The sequence below is a fragment of the Lentzea chajnantorensis genome (assembly GCF_054300775.1).
On the sequence record NZ_JBSDZT010000002.1, the window covers coordinates 562,881 to 579,104 of the forward strand.

16 protein-coding genes are annotated in these 16,224 nt (G+C 70.8%); 9 read left to right on the forward strand and 7 right to left on the reverse strand.

What is annotated here, in order from left to right:
• Positions 1-28 precede the first annotated feature (28 nt).
• The 3 genes from ACVDFE_RS03290 to ACVDFE_RS03300 all read left to right on the forward strand — a co-directional run bounded on the left by ACVDFE_RS03290 (position 29) and on the right by ACVDFE_RS03300 (position 4,654).
• Positions 29-1,801 (forward strand): ABC transporter ATP-binding protein, encoded by a 1,773-nt coding sequence (locus ACVDFE_RS03290; protein ID WP_458429537.1) that lies wholly within the window; start codon positions 29-31, stop codon positions 1,799-1,801.
• Positions 1,798-3,639 carry an ABC transporter ATP-binding protein gene (locus tag ACVDFE_RS03295; protein ID WP_458429538.1) on the forward strand — a complete coding sequence of 614 codons (1,842 nt, stop codon included), beginning with the start codon at positions 1,798-1,800 and terminating at the stop codon, positions 3,637-3,639. The genes ACVDFE_RS03290 and ACVDFE_RS03295 overlap by 4 nt, the downstream gene beginning before the upstream one ends.
• Positions 3,640-4,042: 403 nt before the next feature.
• Positions 4,043-4,654 (forward strand): DUF2537 domain-containing protein, encoded by a 612-nt coding sequence (locus ACVDFE_RS03300; RefSeq protein ID WP_458429539.1) that lies wholly within the window; start codon positions 4,043-4,045, stop codon positions 4,652-4,654.
• On the opposite strand, the gene ACVDFE_RS03305 is transcribed toward ACVDFE_RS03300, so the two are convergent.
• A complete protein-coding gene (locus tag ACVDFE_RS03305; RefSeq protein WP_360385583.1) occupies positions 4,651-5,442 on the reverse strand; it encodes a TrmH family RNA methyltransferase in 792 nt (263 codons plus the stop codon). The genes ACVDFE_RS03300 and ACVDFE_RS03305 overlap by 4 nt on opposite strands.
• Positions 5,443-5,651: 209 nt before the next feature.
• Between ACVDFE_RS03305 and ACVDFE_RS03310 the strand changes: the two genes are divergently transcribed.
• Positions 5,652-7,148, forward strand: a complete 1,497-nt coding sequence (locus ACVDFE_RS03310) for a glutamate--cysteine ligase (RefSeq protein ID WP_360385581.1) — start codon at positions 5,652-5,654, stop codon at positions 7,146-7,148.
• A gap of 64 nt (positions 7,149-7,212) precedes the next feature.
• Here ACVDFE_RS03310 and ACVDFE_RS03315 read toward each other — a convergent pair whose 3' ends face one another.
• Together ACVDFE_RS03315 and ACVDFE_RS03320 are read right to left on the reverse strand one after the other, a co-directional pair.
• On the reverse strand, positions 7,213-7,623 hold the full coding sequence (locus ACVDFE_RS03315; protein ID WP_360385579.1) for a hypothetical protein: 411 nt from the start codon (positions 7,621-7,623) through the stop codon (positions 7,213-7,215).
• A 4-nt stretch (positions 7,624-7,627) separates the two neighbouring features.
• Positions 7,628-9,271: an ABC-F family ATP-binding cassette domain-containing protein gene (locus ACVDFE_RS03320; protein ID WP_458429540.1), complete on the reverse strand. Its 1,644-nt coding sequence runs from the start codon at positions 9,269-9,271 to the stop codon at positions 7,628-7,630.
• A gap of 91 nt (positions 9,272-9,362) precedes the next feature.
• Here ACVDFE_RS03320 and ACVDFE_RS03325 point away from each other — a divergent pair, with 91 nt between their 5' ends.
• A complete protein-coding gene (locus tag ACVDFE_RS03325; protein ID WP_360385575.1) occupies positions 9,363-9,986 on the forward strand; it encodes a superoxide dismutase in 624 nt (207 codons plus the stop codon).
• A 125-nt stretch (positions 9,987-10,111) separates the two neighbouring features.
• Here ACVDFE_RS03325 and ACVDFE_RS03330 read toward each other — a convergent pair whose 3' ends face one another.
• From ACVDFE_RS03330 to ACVDFE_RS03340, 3 genes are read right to left on the reverse strand one after another with little or no spacing between them, the layout of a single operon-like run.
• Complete coding sequence (locus tag ACVDFE_RS03330; protein ID WP_458429541.1) at positions 10,112-10,876, reverse strand: ABC transporter permease; 765 nt, start codon at positions 10,874-10,876, stop codon at positions 10,112-10,114.
• A 9-nt stretch (positions 10,877-10,885) separates the two neighbouring features.
• On the reverse strand, positions 10,886-11,647 hold the full coding sequence (locus ACVDFE_RS03335; RefSeq protein WP_458429542.1) for an ergot alkaloid biosynthesis protein: 762 nt from the start codon (positions 11,645-11,647) through the stop codon (positions 10,886-10,888).
• Positions 11,644-12,018, reverse strand: coding sequence for a nuclear transport factor 2 family protein (locus ACVDFE_RS03340; protein ID WP_458429543.1), 375 nt, complete (start codon positions 12,016-12,018; stop codon positions 11,644-11,646). Before ACVDFE_RS03340 ends, ACVDFE_RS03335 begins: the two co-directional genes overlap by 4 nt.
• 81 nt (positions 12,019-12,099) lie before the next feature.
• Between ACVDFE_RS03340 and ACVDFE_RS03345 the strand changes: the two genes are divergently transcribed.
• Complete coding sequence (locus ACVDFE_RS03345) at positions 12,100-12,690, forward strand: TetR/AcrR family transcriptional regulator (RefSeq protein WP_360385567.1); 591 nt, start codon at positions 12,100-12,102, stop codon at positions 12,688-12,690.
• Between the two features lie 7 nt (positions 12,691-12,697).
• Here the strand turns inward: ACVDFE_RS03345 and ACVDFE_RS03350 are convergent, their stop codons facing one another.
• Complete coding sequence (locus ACVDFE_RS03350) at positions 12,698-12,961, reverse strand: DUF2530 domain-containing protein (RefSeq protein WP_360385565.1); 264 nt, start codon at positions 12,959-12,961, stop codon at positions 12,698-12,700.
• 16 nt (positions 12,962-12,977) lie between these two features.
• Between ACVDFE_RS03350 and ACVDFE_RS03355 the strand changes: the two genes are divergently transcribed.
• The 3 genes from ACVDFE_RS03355 to ACVDFE_RS03365 are packed head-to-tail and all read left to right on the forward strand — an operon-like array spanning position 12,978 to position 16,201.
• Positions 12,978-14,411 (forward strand): NCS2 family permease, encoded by a 1,434-nt coding sequence (locus ACVDFE_RS03355; protein WP_458429544.1) that lies wholly within the window; start codon positions 12,978-12,980, stop codon positions 14,409-14,411.
• A gap of 40 nt (positions 14,412-14,451) precedes the next feature.
• A complete protein-coding gene (locus tag ACVDFE_RS03360; RefSeq protein WP_360385561.1) occupies positions 14,452-14,877 on the forward strand; it encodes a MarR family winged helix-turn-helix transcriptional regulator in 426 nt (141 codons plus the stop codon).
• A 58-nt stretch (positions 14,878-14,935) separates the two neighbouring features.
• The gene (locus ACVDFE_RS03365) at positions 14,936-16,201 is read left to right on the forward strand and encodes an MFS transporter (RefSeq protein ID WP_458429545.1); all 1,266 of its coding nucleotides are present in this window, start codon (positions 14,936-14,938) and stop codon (positions 16,199-16,201) included.
• Positions 16,202-16,224: the final 23 nt, after the last annotated feature.

Consider the following 16,224-nt stretch of genomic DNA (forward strand, 5'->3'; position numbering starts at 1 on the left):
CGAGGAACACCAAGAGGGGGCTCATCGCGTGAGCGATCAACGAAACACGACGATCAAGACGTTGCGGAGGTTGTGGCCGTACGTGCGGCCGTACCGCGCGCGGATGACCGTCGTGCTGACGGCGACGATGCTCGCGATGCTGTGTGGGCTCGGCATCCCGTTGCTCACCCAGCGCATCGTCGACGGACCCATCCAGAACAAGGAGACCGCGGTCCTGCCGTGGCTGATCCTGGGCGTGCTGGTGCTCGGGCTCGGCGAGGCGGGCCTGTTCTACGTGCGGCGCAAGCTCGCGGCGCGACCCGCCGCCGAGGTCGAGGCCGCCATGCGCGCCGACCTCTACCGGCACCTGCAGCGGTTGCAGGTCTCGTTCCACGACCGGTGGCAGTCCGGTCAGCTGCTGTCCCGCGCCACGAACGACCTGAGCACCATCAGGCGGTTCGTGGCGTTCGCGATCGTGTTCCTGATCGTCAACTCCGTGGTCATCGTCATCGGCATGGGGATCATCGCGTTCCTGTCGCCGTGGCTGGTCGTCGTGTCGTTGTGCGGCGCGCTGCCGTTGATCGTCATCTCGTACTTCTTCGAGGCGAAGTTCAAGGTCGTCGCGCGCAAGGCGCAGGACCAGGCGGGCGACCTGACCACGACGGTCGAGGAGTCGGTGCTCGGCATCCGGGTGCTGAAGGCCTTCGGGCGCGGCCCGGAGCTGTCGAAGCGGTTCCTGGCGCAGGCCCGTGAGCTGCGCGGGACCGAGCTGAACAAGATCTCGATCCTGGCCGCGCTGTGGTCGGTGCTGATCGTGCTGCCGGAGCTCTCCATCGCGGGCATGCTCGCGGTCGGCGCGGTCGGCATCGTGAACGGCTGGCTCACCGTCGGTGCGCTGGTGGCGGCGGTGGCGGTCAGCGCGTACCTGCGGTGGCCGATCGACTCGATCGGCTGGCTGCTCGCCGAGACGAACCAGGCTGCGGCTGCCGCCGAGCGCTACTGGGAGGTCCGCGACGTCGAGGTGACGATCAGCGGGCCGGAGCGGCCGGTGTCGCTGCCGGAACCGGTGCGCGGGCACGTGCGGTTCGAGGACGTGCGCTTCGCGTTCGAGGACGGCCGCGAGGTGCTCGCCGGTGTCGACCTCGACCTGCGGCCGGGCGAGACGCTGGCGCTGGTCGGCGCGACCGGGTCGGGCAAGACGACGCTGACGGCGCTCGTGCCGCGGCTGGCGGACGTGACCGGTGGCCGCGTGACGATCGACGGCGTGGACGTGCGGGACCTGTCGCTGGAGGAGCTGCGGCGAGTGGTCGGCACGGCGTTCGAGGAGCCGGTGCTGTTCTCCGCGTCGGTGACCGAGAACGTGGCGCTGGGCGTGCCGGACGTCGACGAGGACCGGGTGCGCGAGGCGTTGCGGGTGGCGAAGGCCGAGGAGTTCGTGGACGCGCTGCCGTGGGGGCTCGCGACGCGGATCGGTGAGCAGGGGCTGTCGTTGTCCGGTGGGCAGCGGCAGCGGCTGGCGCTGGCCCGCGCGGTCGTCGGCAGGCCGGCGGTGCTGGTGCTGGACGACCCGCTGTCGGCGCTGGACGTGCACACCGAGGCCGAGGTCGAGGCGGCGCTGCGGCGGGTGCTGCACGGCGTGACGGCGCTGGTCGTGGCCCACCGCCCGTCCACGGTGCAGCTGGCCGACCGGGTGGCGTTGCTGGTCGACGGCCGGATCGCCGCGGTCGGGTCGCACCGGGAGCTGCTGGAGACGAACGACGAGTACCGGCGCCTGCTGTCCAGCACGGACGACGAACTGGTGGAAGAGGAGGTGGCGTCGTGAGCGACGTGGTCGTGCAGCAACAGCGGGAAGAAGAGTGGCGCGGCGTCGCCGCCGAGGAGATCGAGGAGCTGTCGCACTCGACGGGGCTGCGGTTGCAGGCCCGGTCGCGGCGGCTGCTCGGCTCGCTGCTGCGCCCGCACGTCGGCCGCGCCTCGGTCGCGGTCGCGGCGGTCGTCGGCGGCAACCTCGCGAACCTCGCGGGCCCGCTGCTGATCGCCGCGGCGATCGACAAGGGCATCCCGGCCGCCGTCGACGGCGGCACGTCGATCCTGGTGTGGTGCGTCGCCGGGTACGCGGTGTGCGCGGTGCTGATGACGTTCCTGCGCTGGGCGTTCCTGCGGGTGTCCGGCCGGGTCGGCCAGGACCTGCTGCTCGACCTGCGCGGACGGATCTTCCGGCACTCGCAGCGGCTGTCGGTCGGCTTCCACGAGTCGTACACGTCCGGCAAGGTCATCTCCCGCCTGACCAGCGACGTCGACGCGATGCAGGACCTGCTCGAAGAGGGCCTCGACAGCCTGTTCAACGCGGCGCTGTCCGTGGTGGGCATCGCGGTCGTCCTGCTGTGGCTCGACGCACCGCTGGCCGCGGTCGTGCTGGCGGGCTTCCTGCCCGCGTACCTGATCTGGCGCTGGTTCCGCCGCCGTTCGATGGAGGCCTACCGCGGCACCCGCGGTGCCATCGCCAAGATCATCGTGCAGATCGTCGAGTCGATGAACGGCATCCGCGCGGTGCAGGCGTTCCGCCGCCAGCCGCGCAACGAGCAGATCATGACGGGCCTGAACGCCCGGTACCGCGACGCGAACACCGACGCGCTGGGCGTGATGGCCGCGTTCACCGCGACGATCCGCGTCATCGGCAACGTGTCGCTGGCCGTGGTGCTGGCGTGGGGCGCGTACCGGGTGACGTCCGGTTCGCTGGAGCTGGGCGTGCTCGCCGCGTTCACCCTGTACCTGCGCCGCTTCTACGACCCGTTCGACGAGCTGGCGATGTTCGCGAACTCCTACTCCGCGGCCGCGGCCGCGCTGGAGAAGATCTCCGGTGTCCTGGAGGAGGAACCGTCGGTGCCCGAACCCGCGTCCCCGGTGGCCCTGCCGCACGCCCGCGGCGCGATCCGGTTCGCCGACGTGGAGTTCACCTACCCCGGTTCCGCGCGGATGGTGCTGCCGAAGTTCACGCTGGACGTGCCGGCCGGCCAGACCGTGGCCCTGGTCGGCGCGACCGGTGCCGGCAAGACCACCCTGGCCAAGCTCGTGGCCCGCTTCTACGACCCGTCGGCGGGCGCCGTGCAGCTCGACGGCGTGGACCTGCGCTCCCTGGCGGACGAGGACCTGCGCCGCGCGGTGACGATGGTGACCCAGGAGAACTTCCTGTTCTCCGGCTCGGTCGCCGACAACATCGCCCTCGGCCGCCCCGAGGCCTCCCGCGCCGAGATCGAGGCAGCGGCAGCGGAGGTGGGCGCCCACGAGTTCATCGCCGCCCTTCCCGCCGGCTACGACACCGACGTGCGCAAACGCGGCGGCCGCCTCTCCGCGGGCCAACGCCAGATGGTCGCCTTCGCGCGCGCCTTCCTGGCAAATCCCGCGGTCCTGGTCCTCGATGAGGCAACATCGTCGCTGGACGTCCCGACCGAACGCGCCGTCCAGGCCGCCCTGGAAACCGTCCTGGCCGACCGGACCGCGTTCATCATCGCCCACCGCCTGTCCACGGTCCTGATCGCCGACCGCGTCCTGGTCGTGGACGGTGGCATTGTGGTGGAAGACGGCTCCCCCGCGGAGCTGATCGGTGAGCGGGGCCGGTTCGCGGCCCTGCACACGGCCTGGCGCGACTCGCTCGCGTAGCGGCCTGGGTCGCGTTCGCGCCAATGGGGATCTGGCGCGAACGCGATCCCACGACGGCGGCTGGGCCGCCTGGCGGGCGGCGGTCGAACGCATTGGCGGTCGCCTGCGGTAGGCCGAGAGTGCCTGCTTGTCGCGCGGGACACGGGCTGAGAGCCCCTGGCTGTTGCCTTGGGAGCGGGGCCGGGGTGGGCCCGTCGCCTGTCGCGTTGCCACCGGGGCTGGTGAGCCCAGGCTGTGCCGGTCCGCTTCGCTTCGCTCAACCGGTGTCCCCCGGCACGCCCCCGGTCTCCCCGGTGTCACCAGGCGAGAAGCGGCCGGCTTCCGTCGAACAGCGCGGTCGATCGTTCTCCCCGCCCTCCCCCGTCCGATAGGTTCTGCGACGTAACCACCGGAGGAGGGGTTCGTGGAGTTGCGAGTTCGGGACGGCCGCGCCGTGCTCGCCGGGGAGGACGAGACCGGCGAGCGTGAGGTCGACCCGCACAGCCTGCCCCTCGGCGCTGATCTGGCCGAGGCACTGCACGAGTGGGCGAAGGTCGCCGATGCCGTCGTGCGGACCGAGACGCCCGCGGACGGGGTGGCCAGTGCGCTGGTCGCGCGGCGGGGCAAGCAGCTCGCGGGCAGACTCGCGGCGGTCATGAACACGCCGGTGCGGTACACGGACCCGGTGAGCGGCGAGCAGGTCAGCGTCGACGCGCCCGAGGAGGCGGTGGCGGAGCAGGCCGTGCAGACGGTGGTGGAGGACCGGGAGGAAGAGCCGGAGCCGACGCCGTGGGGGACGGGGCTGACGGTCAGCTTCATCACGGCCGCCATCGTCACGGTCACGGTCGTGTCGTTGTCGCTCGGGCTGGGTGAGACGAGCCGGTGGCTGGCGCTCATCGCCAACGTGCTGGTGGTGGGTGGCTTGGCGCCGAGTGTGTGGCTCGGGCGCAAGGTGCCGGTGTGGCGGTGGGTGTCCTACGGCGTGGTCACCGGGGTGCTGGTGGCCTGGGTCGTGCTGATCCTGACGCTGCTCTAGAGGAGCGCGTAGAAGGCGACGGCGCCGGCGGTGGCCACGTTCAGGGAGTCCACGCCGGACGACATCGGGATGCGGACGGCGAGGTCGGCCGCGGCGATGGCCTCGTCGGTGAGGCCCGGGCCCTCCGAGCCGAGGAGGACGGCGACGCGGCGGCCGCGCAAATTGGCGTCTGCAAGATGCAGGGCAGCGGGGCGTGGCGTGAGGGCGGCAACTGTATAACCCTTTTGCCTCAACATGTTCAGCGTCACGGGCCACTGATCCGTGGTAGCGAACGGGACGCGCAGGACGTGGCCCATCGAGACGCGCACGCTGCGGCGGTACAGGGGATCGCTGCAGCCGGGGCCGAGGACGACGCCGTCGATGCCGAGCGCGGCGGCGTTGCGGAAGATCGAGCCGAGGTTCTCGTGGTCGCCGACGCCCTCCAGGACGGCGAGGCGCTGGGCGCCGTCGGTCAGGGTGTCCAGGTCCACGGCGGGAGCGCGGTCGGCGGCGGCCAGCACACCGCGGTTCAAGTGGAAACCGACGACCGACGCCATAACCTCCGCTGACGTCACGTAAGCAGGAACGTCCAGCTCAGAGAGGTCGAGCGCCTCAACGCGGCGGCGCACGCCGAGCAGTCCGCGCACGGGGTACGGGGAGGCCAGCAGACGTTCCACCACGACCACGCCCTCGGCGATCACGAGACCGCGCCCACCCGGCCGGTCGGGCCTGCGGTCGGCCGTCGACAGGTCGCGGAAGTCGTCCAGCCGGGGGTCCGCGGGGTCGTTGATCTCGATCACTGTTGCCACGCGGGAAGTTTTGCACCCGGCTCGTCGTGGAACAGGCCGGGTAGTCCGGAGGGCGGAACGCCGCACGCCCGACCAGGGGATGATCGCTGGTTGTTACCCCGACGTGACAGAGAGCACCGATTTGGGCGATGTCAACGAGGTTACCGCTGTGTCAAGTTGGGCGTTCCGCCTGGCCCGCGCCCACCGGCGCCGAGCGAAGGGGTAGCGGCATGGGAAGTGAAGTGTCCAGCCGCACGTTCACCAGAGACGATCGTCAGCGTTACCGCTCGAAGATGCAGCGGAGTCTGGACGCCTTGGCGACGATGCTCGCAGAAGACACGTTCTCCTTTCCCCGTCAGCAGATGGGTCTCGAGATCGAGCTGAACCTCGTCGACGACGCGATGCGGCCGGCGATGACGAACTCCGAGGTGCTCGAGAAGATCGACGACCCTTCCTACACCTTGGAGCTGGGGCAGCAGAACCTGGAGATCAACGTCCCGCCGCGCGAGCTGGCCGGCGGTGAGATGCTCGGCCTGGAGGAGGAGCTGCGCACCTCGCTCGACAACGCCGACGCCAAGGCCAATGACGTCGGCGCCAACCTCGCCATGATCGGTGTGCTGCCCACGCTGAGGGAACGGCACTTCGACCGGAAGTGGCTCTCGGAGAGCCCGAGGTACGCGCTGCTCAACGACACCATCTTCGCCGCACGCGGCGAGGAGATGGTGCTGCACATGGAAGGCCCGGCGATGCCGGGCAAGGGCCCGGAGAAGCTCCTGACCTACGCGGAGTCGATCCTGCCCGAGGCGGCGTGCACGTCGGTGCAGCTGCACCTGCAGGTGGAACCGACCGACTTCGCCGCGCACTGGAACGCGGCGCAGTGCCTGGCCGGGGTGCAGGTCGCCATCGCGGCGAACTCCGCGTTCCTGCTGGGCAAGGCGCTCTGGCACGAGACGCGCATCCCGCTCTTCCAGCAGGCCACCGACACGCGCCCGGACGAGCTCAAGAACCAGGGCGTCCGCCCGCGCGTGTGGTTCGGTGAACGGTGGATCACGTCGATCTTCGACCTGTTCGAGGAGAACGTGCGCTACTTCCCCAGCCTGCTGCCGGAAACCGACGACGAGGACCCGATCGAGAGCCTCGAAGCCGGTGGTGCGCCACGACTTTCCGAGCTGCGCCTGCACAACGGCACGATCTGGCGCTGGAACCGGCCCGTCTACGACGTCGTCGACGGCGTGCCGCACCTGCGCGTGGAGAACCGGGTGCTGCCGGCGGGCCCGACGGTCCTCGACACGATGGCGAACGCCGCGTTCTTCTACGGGACCCAGCGCGCGCTCACCGCACAGGAACGTCCACTGTGGACGCAGATGTCGTTCCAGGCGGCCGAGGAGAACCTCTACACCGGCGCACGCCACGGCATGAACGCCCAGCTGTACTGGCCGGGCATCGGCTGGATCCCGCCGGACGAGCTGGTGCTGCGCCGGCTGCTGCCGATGGCGCACGAGGGGCTGCGCGACTGCGGTGTCTCCGACGAGGCCCGCGAACGCTACCTCGGCGTGATCGAGCAGCGTTGCCTCGCCCGCCGCACCGGGTCGTCGTGGCAGCGGGAAACCGTTGCGCTGCTGGAGGAACGCGGCATGTCGCGGGAGGCCGCGCTGTCCGGGATGCTCAAGCGGTACATGGAGCTGATGCACGCGGGCGAGCCCGTGCACTCGTGGCACGTCGGGTAGGTCCGCACCGGTCGTCCCCTGTGGCCGGCGTCAACGGCGCCGCCGGCCACGAGCACCGCATCGACTAGCGGCGGCGGCCCGCCTTCAGCGGCGCGACGTCGGCGCCGTCGTGCGAGATCCGGCACTCCTCCGGCGTCACGGCCTCGACGGCCAGGGTCAGCTCGCCCTTCACCCCCGTGTAGATCGACTCGCCGCGCGAGGCCAGCGAGGCGTGCACGCGGTTGGAGTCGGTGAAGTCGCGCTCGTCCTTCACCCGCTTCTTGCCGGTCTCCTCCGGGCGCGTCGCGCTGCGCAGGTTGACCTCGAGCCAGGCGGCCACCTCGGCGGGCGAGGTCAGCACCTCCTCCGGCGTGCGCTCCAGGCGGACCTGGCGAGGAGAGGCGTGGTCGAGCGAAGTGTGCTCCACATAGGCGTGCCAGTGGGTGTTGCGCATCGACCAGGTCTGTTCGACCGGCCAGTCCTCCTCGGTGGTCATGCTCCTATCTTCCACCCTTAGCGCGTGGAAACGTGAGGAGGTCACGCACGTTGATCTCGCGGTCCACCCGCACGGCCGAAGCGAGCCGCCGGTCGTGGGTCACCAGCAGCAACGTCCCCTCGTAGGTGTCCAGGGCCTGTTCGAGCTGCTGGATGGCCGGCAGGTCCAGGTGGTTGGTCGGCTCGTCGAGCACCAGGCAGTTCGTCCCGCGCGCCTGCAGCAGCGCCAGGCCCGCGCGGGTGCGTTCGCCCGGTGAGAGCTCACGGGCGGGGCGCAGCACGGCGTCCGCGCCCACCCGGAACTTCGCCAGCAGCGTGCGCACCTCGACGTCCTCCAGGCCCGTCGCGTCGGCGACGATCCGCAGCACGGGCGTGCCGGAGCTGAACTCGGCGCGCAGCTGGTCCACCTCGCCGACGACGACGCCCGGCCCGATCGAGCGTTCGCCGCTCACGAGCGGGATGCGGCCGAGCAGGGCGCCCAGCAACGTCGACTTGCCCGCACCGTTCGGGCCGGTGATCCGCCACCGCTCCCCCGCGCCCATCGTGAGGTCGACCGGTCCGAGCGTCACGTCGCCGCGGCTCACGACGGCCTGGCGCAGCGTGAACGCGACCGAGCTGCCCCGTCCCGCGCTCGGCAGGGTGAGGCGCAGCTCCCAGGCCTCGCGGGGTTCCTCGACCTCCTCCAGCCTCGCGAGCCGCCGGTCCACAACGGACGCCTTCGCGCCGAGCGACTCCGCGGCGCGCTTGCGGCCGGCCCGGACGTTGCGGTCCGGTTCGTCGTTCAGCGCCTTGGCGTTCGTGGCCCGGCGGGCGCCCTTGCGCGACCACTCCCTGGTCTGCCGCGACCGCTGCACGAGCGAGTCGCGCTGGGCCGTGTAGCTCTCGTACTCCTCGTGCGCACGCCGTTCCGCGTTCGCCCTCTCCTCGACGTAGGCGTCCCAGCCGCCGCCGAACACGGTGAGGCCGTGGGTGAACTCGTCGAGCTCGGCGATCTCGGTCGTGGTGCGCGCCAGGAACTCCCGGTCGTGGCTGACGAGCACGACCGCGCCCGGATGGCCGTTCACGTGCGCCTCCAGGAGGTCGAGCCCGTCGGCGTCCAGGTCGTTGGTCGGTTCGTCGAGCAGCAGCACGTCGGCGCGCGTGAGCAGCACCGCCGCCAGCCGCAGCCGCGCCTGCTGGCCACCGGACAGCTCGTCCGGCGCACGGCCGTCGAGCAGATCGGCGGGCAGGCCGAGGCGCTGGCACACGGCCTCCGCGCGGTCGTCGAAATCACCGGCACCGATGGCGGTCCAGTGGTCGAGCGCGTCCGGGTAGTCCGCGCCGCCGCCCGCGGCCAGCTGCTCGGCCGCGCGCTGCAGCCACGCCTCCGCGGGCGCGACGCCGGTGCGGCGGGCGAGGTGGTCGCGCAGGGACTCCCCGGCCACGGGGAGGGTCTCCTGCGTCAGGTGCGCGACCGTCCCGGTGGCCGAGACGGTTCCGGTCTCCGGCGGGAGCTCCCCCGCGAGCAGGCGGAGCAGCGTGGACTTGCCGACACCGTTGGGTGCGATCAGGCCGACGCGGTCACCAGGCGAAACATCGAGATCAACCTCCGAGATCACGGTCCTCGGACCGAACGACAGCGAAATCTTCCTGGCTGTCAGCACGGACACGCTCACGACGCTACTGGCCGCGGCAACTGGTTAACTGGACCTTGTTGCTAGTAGGTTGCAAGAACCAAGAGATTGCAATTGGAGAGATGACATGGCCCAGTACGTGCTGCCGGATCTCGACTACGACTACGGCGACCTGGAGCCGGCGATCATCGGCGAGATCAACGAGCTGCACCACGGCAAGCACCACGCGGCCTACGTGAAGGGCGCGAACGACACGCTGGAGCAGATCGAGGAGGCCCGCGACAAGGAGGCCTTCGGGTCGATCGTCGGACTGGAGACGACGCTCGCGTTCCACCTGGCCGGCCACGCGCTGCACCAGGTGTGGTGGAAGAACCTGAGCCCGAACGGCGGCGACAAGCCGGTCGGCGAGCTCGCCGCCGCCATCGACGAGCACTTCGGCTCGTTCGACAAGTTCCGCGCGCAGCTCAACGCCGCCGCGTCGTCCATCCAGGGTTCCGGCTGGGGCGTCCTCGCGTGGGAGCCGATCGCCCAGAAGCTGATCACGTTGCAGCTCAAGGACCACCACTCGAACCTGTCGATCGCGGTCACGCCGCTGCTCGCGTTCGACATCTGGGAGCACGCGTACTACCTGCAGTACCGCAACCTCAAGGCCGACTACATCAGCGCGCTGTGGAACGTCGTCAACTGGGAGGACGTCTCCGCGCGCTTCGAGGCGGCGCGCACCGGCCGCAACGGCCTGCTGCTGCCCTGACGCTTCGGCGGTGGATGCTCCGACAAGCCCCCGCTGCCGGACACGACGAGGCCCCCGCTCTGCCCAGAGCGGGGGCCTCGTCCGTTCCCGAACTGACTGCCGCTCCCACCACGAAGCGACGAGAGTTAGGTTAGCCTAACTTCTCCTTCTTGGGAAGTCCTCCGCACCAGACCCCGCGCGACCAGCTCGACCACGGTCGCGACGGCGGCCACCTCGACCGCGAGCAGGGCGAGCAGCACGAGCAGCTGCAACGCGCCCGCCTGCCACACCGGTGCCCCGCCCAGCAGCATGCCGACGAACGCGCCGGGGAGGGTGACCAGCCCGACCGTCCTGGTCTGGTCGAGCGGCGGCAGCAGCGCCTCGGCCGCGGGCTGGCGGACGAGGAACCGGACCGCCACCGGCTCGGCGAACCCGAGCGCCAGCGCCGCCTCGTACTCGCCGTGCCGGTCCCTGAGCGTGTCGAGCGCCCTCCTGACCGCCAGGATCGTGGTGGTCATGGCGCCGCCGATGAGGATGCCGCCGATCGGGATCAGCGCGATGCCCTTCACCGGCACGAGCCCCAGCCCGATCAGCAGGCCCAGCGCGGGAACCGTGCCGATCAGGACGGCGGCCCCGACCCACGCGCCCTGCCAGCCGGTCTTGGTGCGCGCGGCGGCCGTCGCGGTCGCCACCGTGGCCATCACGACGAGGAACGCGGCGGTGAGCCCCAGGTGGGTCAGGACGACCGTGATGACCGCGCTGACGGCGGCGAGCTGGAGCACGGCGCGGACGGCGGCCTTGACGAACGGTGCGGGCCTGGTGAGCCCCGTCGCCCACGCGACGCCGGCGGCCGCGGCCGTGAACACGAGGCAGACGACCAGCAGCCGGACCCAGTCAGTGGTGATGACCATGCACGGGATTTACCACCGGTCGCGGTGCGCGGCCACGAACGCCCCGAACGACCTGGGCGGATGCCCGGTGACGTCCTCGACCGCACTGGTCACCCGGTCCTCCGCGCCGCCCGCGATGGCCTCGTCCAGCGCGGCGAGCAACGCGGCGAACTCCGGTGGCAGGTGCTGCCCGAGCCGCTCGGCCAGCTCGGCCGCGGGGATCGAGCGGTGGCGAACCCGGACACCGGTCTGCTCGGTGATGATCGCGGCCGCCTCGGCGTACCCGAGCGCCTGCGGACCGGTCAGCACGTGCTCGGTGTTGTGCGCGTCCCCGGTGAGCGCCGCGACGGCCACGGCGGCGATGTCGCCGGCGTCGACGAAGGCGACCCGCCCGTCACCCGTGGCGGAGACGATCTCGCCCTGCCGCACGCCCTGCGCGACCGCGTGGTCGCCGAGGAAGTTCTGCATGAACCACGAGGGGCGCAGGACCGTCCACTCCGGGAGCTGCCGCACCAGCCGGGCGTTCGGGTCGTCCGGCAGCGCGGACGAGCTGAGGAGCACGACCCTGCGGTCACCAGATGCGGCGAGGAACCGCTCGACGTGCGGCGCGGGGTCGATCTCGCCGACGGGCGGGACGAGGTAGACGGCGTCGGTGCCCTCCAGCGCGGGCGCGAACGTCTCCGGCCGGTACCAGTCGAACCCGGTGCGGCGCGAGGCGATGCGCGGGTCTTCGAGCCGTTGTGCGACGCGGCTGCCGGTCGTGCCGGTGCCGCCGATGACGAGGACGGTCACGAGAGCTCCTCGACGGCCAGCGGGTTCCAGTAGTCGCTCCACTCGGCGATCTGCCCGTCCCGCTCGGTGATCACCACGACGTAGCGGTTGCGGAACGGCTTGCCGGAGGCCACGAGCTCTCCCCCGAGGTCGAACTCCGCCACGGTCACCGCCGGGTCGGCCGTCCGGTGCACCCGCTGCCAGAGCACCTCCCTGACGTCGATCATCTTCGGGTAGTCGCGCATGTAGTGGCGGACGCCCGCCCGGCCGGTGACCTCCCTCGGCCAGCCCTCCGGCGCGAACGGGAACTCCATCCGCCCGTCCTCGGCCCACAGCCCGGCGAACCCGGCCATGTCCTTCTTGATCAACAGGTCAAGCGCTCGGTCCAGCACGACGCTCCTCCGGATAGGACGATACGGTTTCGTCTCGTCCTACATTAGACGGGACGGGACCGCATCGTCCACACTGAGGGCGTGACCAAACGCGCCCCCACCGGAGCAGCCGTCCTGCAACCGCACGTCACCGCCGCGATCTCCGAGGCGGTGCTCGACGAGCTGGCCGCGTCCGGCTACGGCCGGCTGTCCATGGAGGCCGTCGCCAAACGCGCAGGCGTCGGCAAGAGCGCGCTGTACCGGCGCTGGCCGTCCAAGCAGGACATGGTGATCGCCGTTCTGGCGGAGCTGAGCGTGCCCGCGGCCGAGGTGCCGCAGACCGGCACGTTGCGAGCTGACCTGCGCGCGATGCTGCAGGCCGTGCACGACTGGCTGGCGCACCACCGGATCTCGGCGATCCTGCCGGACCTGATCGCCGAGGGCGGGCGCAACCCGGTGCTGGCGGACGCCATCGCCGTCGGCGTGGGACAGCCGCGGCGCGACATCGCGTCGGTGACGCTGACGCGGGCGGTGGACCGCGGGGAGCTGCCAGCCGACCTCGACGTCGACGTGGCGCTGGACGTGCTGGCGGGGCCGATCTACTGGCGGCTGGTGGTGCGGCACGCGCCGGTGGACGACGGGTACCTCGACGGGCTGACCGAGTTCCTGCTGCGGTCGCTGGGCGCGAGCTAGTCCCGGACTAGGCGTCGTCGAGGCCCTGCTGCGCCCCGCGTGATCCGCGCCTCGCCGCCCCGCGTTGCCAGTAGAAGACTCCGTACCCGATGATCCCGAGCAGACCGCCGCACAGGGTCGTCCAGAGCAGGGTGCTGTTCGAGCGGTCGACGACGAGCACCACGAGAAAACCGAGGAACCACAGCGCCGTCCCCCCGAGCACCACGGGCACGGGATCGGCCAGCCGGTGCGGCAGCGGCGGCGGGCTGGGGGCGGGATCGCGTTCGGACACGGGGTTAGGAGACCAGATGCTGGACGGGTTCTTCAAGATTTCCGAGCGCGGGTCCACCGTGGCGCGGGAGGTGCGCGGCGGTGTCGTGACGTTCTTCACGATGGCGTACATCGTGGTGCTGAACCCGCTGATCATCGGCAGCTTCGCCCCGACGGGACCCGGCGCGCACCCGGACGTGCTGGGCAACATCCTGCCGGTCGGGCAGGTCGCGGCGGTGACGGCGCTGGTCGCCGGTGTGATGACCATCCTCTTCGGACTGGTCGCGAACTACCCGTTCGCGTTGGCCACGGGGCTCGGCATCAACTCGTTCGTGGCGGTCAGCGTCGCGGCGAAGGTCAGCTGGCCGGAGGCGATGGGACTCGTCCTCGTCAACGGCCTGGTGGTGCTGCTGCTCGTGCTCACGGGCGTGCGGACGGCCGTGTTCAACGCCGTGCCGAACGAGCTCAAGGCCGCCATCGCGGTGGGCATCGGCCTGTTCATCACCTTCATCGGCCTGGTCGACGCCGGGTTCGTGCGCAGGCTGCCGGACGCGGCGAACACGACGGTGCCGGTCGGGCTGGGCATCAACGGGTCGATCGCGAGCTGGCCGACGCTGGTGTTCGTGGTCGGCCTGGTGGTCACGGGCGTGCTGTTCGCGCGCAAGGTGAAGGGCGCGATCCTCATCGGCATCGTCGGCACGGCGATCTTCGCGATCGCCCTGGAGGCGGTCGTCAAGGCGGGACCGTCGGCCGGCACCAACGCCAAGGGCTGGAACCTCGGCTACCCGGCGCTGCCCGAGCAGGTCTTCGGCGTCCCCGACCTGTCGCTGCTCGGTGACGTGTCGTTCGGCGCGTGGACGCGGCTGCCCGCGCTGGCCGCGGCGTTGATCGTGTTCACGCTGGTGCTGACCGACTTCTTCGACACCGTCGGCACGATGACCGGTCTCGGCAAGGAAGCCGACCTCATCGACGAGGACGGCCAGCTGCCGAACGTGAGCAAGGCGCTGTTCGTGGACGGTCTGGGCGCGGTCGCCGGTGGTGCGGCGTCGAGTTCGTCGAACACCGTCTACATCGAGTCGGCGTCGGGCATCGCGGAGGGCGCGCGGACGGGTCTCGCGAACGTCGTGACCGGCGTGCTGTTCCTGCTGGCGATGTTCTTCACGCCGCTCTACGAGGTCGTGCCGATCGAGGCGGCCGCACCGGCGCTGGTGGTCGTCGGCGCGCTGATGATGATGCAGATCCGCGAGATCGACTTCAGCGACTTCACCGTGGCGCTGCCCGCGTTCCTCACGATCGTGGTCATGCCGTTCACCTACTCGATCGCGAACGGCATCGGCGCGGGCTTCGTCAGCTACGTGCTGCTCAAGGCGCTGACCGGCCGTGTGCGCAGCGTCCACCCGCTGATGTGGGTCGTGTCGGCGGCGTTCGTCGTCTACTTCGCACTGGGCCCGATCCAGGCGCTGCTGTCCTGACGTTCGGCGAGAAACCATTTTCGTGAGGTATGCTAACTACGTGGCGAACGAAGAGCACGGTCTGGCGAGCAGGCTCCGGCTTGCCGTCGTCCGCCTCAACCGCCGGCTGCGCGCGCAGCGCACCAACTCGGCGGTGTCGCTGACCCAGGTGTCCGCGCTGTCCACACTGCACAAGTGCGGACCGCTGACGCCCGGTGAGCTCGCGGCCAAGGAAGGCGTGCAACCGCCGTCGATGACGCGGGTGATCGCGGCGCTGGAGGAGTTCGGCTTCGCCACGCGCAGCCCGCACCCCACCGACGGCCGTCAAGCGATCGTCGAGCTGACCGGCGAAGGCTTGTCCTACCTCCAGGACGAGATCACCGCGCGCGAGGCGTGGCTGGACAAGCGGCTGGCCGAGCTGCGGCCGGAGGAACGCGAGCTGCTCTCCAGGGCGGCCGAGATCATCGACAGGATGGCGGGGCAGTAAGGACGTGTCGGGTTACGCGGGTGGTGGAGCGGAGACCTCGTCACCTCGGCGTACCGGGATGTTCTCCTCACTTCGCATCCACAACTACCGCCTGTACGCCTCCGGGCAGATCATCTCGCTGGTCGGCGTGTGGATGCAGCGCGTCGCCCAGGACTGGCTGGTCCTGGAGCTGACCGACGGGTCGGCCGTCGCGCTCGGCATCGCCGCGTCCCTGCAGTTCCTGCCCGTCCTGCTGCTGTCCATGTGGGGCGGTGTGCTGGCCGACCGCATGGACAAGCGGAAGCTGCTGCTGTGGCTGGAGTCGGCGCTCGGCCTGTGCGCGCTGGCGCTGGGCCTGCTGGACGTGACCGGTGTCGTGGCGCTGTGGCACGTGTACGTGCTGTGCTTCCTGCTCGGCTGCTTCTCCGCGGTGGAGACGCCGGTGCGGCAGTCGTTCGTCGTGGAGATGGTCGGCCGCGAGTCGCTGACCAACGCCGTCGCGCTGAACTCGATGATGTTCAACCTGGCCCGGATCATCGGCCCGGCGGTCGCGGGCCTCGCGATCGTCGCGATCGGCACCGGCTGGGTGTTCGTCGCGAACGCCGTCAGCTTCGTCGGCGTGGTGCTCGGCGTGTGGCTGATGCGGACCTCCGAGCTGCTGCGCTCCGACCCGGTGCCGCGGGCCAAGGGCCAGCTGCTGTCCGGGCTGCGGTACGTGCGCAGCCGGCCGGACCTGATGACCGTGATGCTGCTGGTGTTCTTCATCTCGACGTTCGGCTTCAACTTCTACCTGACCCTGGCGATCATGGCCCGCAACGTCTTCGGCGGCGACGCCGACGCCTACGGCCTGCTGTCGACCCTGATCGCGGTGGGAACCCTGGCCGGCGCGACGGTCGCCGCCCGGCGCAAGACCCCGCGGATGTCGGTGTTCATCGGGTCCGGTGTGGTGTTCGGCGTGCTGGAGGTCGTGTCCGGCCTCATGCCGACGATGCTGCTGACCGGCCTGATGATGATCCCGGTCGGCGTGGCGATGATGACCTTCAACACCACCGCGAACGCCACCGTCCAGCTCGCCGTCGAACCGGAGATGCGCGGGCGGGTCATGGGCATCTACATGCTGGTGTTCCTGGGCGGCAACCCCGTGGGCGGGCCGTTGATGGGGTGGCTCGGGGAGGTCAACGGCCGAGCGCCGATCATCGTCGGCGGGGTCCTGTCGGTGCTGGTGACGGTGACCGCGTGGGTGATCCTGGTGCGCCGCGGGGACATCGGCCGACCGCGGCTGCGGCGGCGCGGACCGGCCCGGGAGGGAACTCCGGCGGCGGAAGCGGCCGACGTGGCGGCCTGAGGCGGCCGGGTCGAACCCGGCCG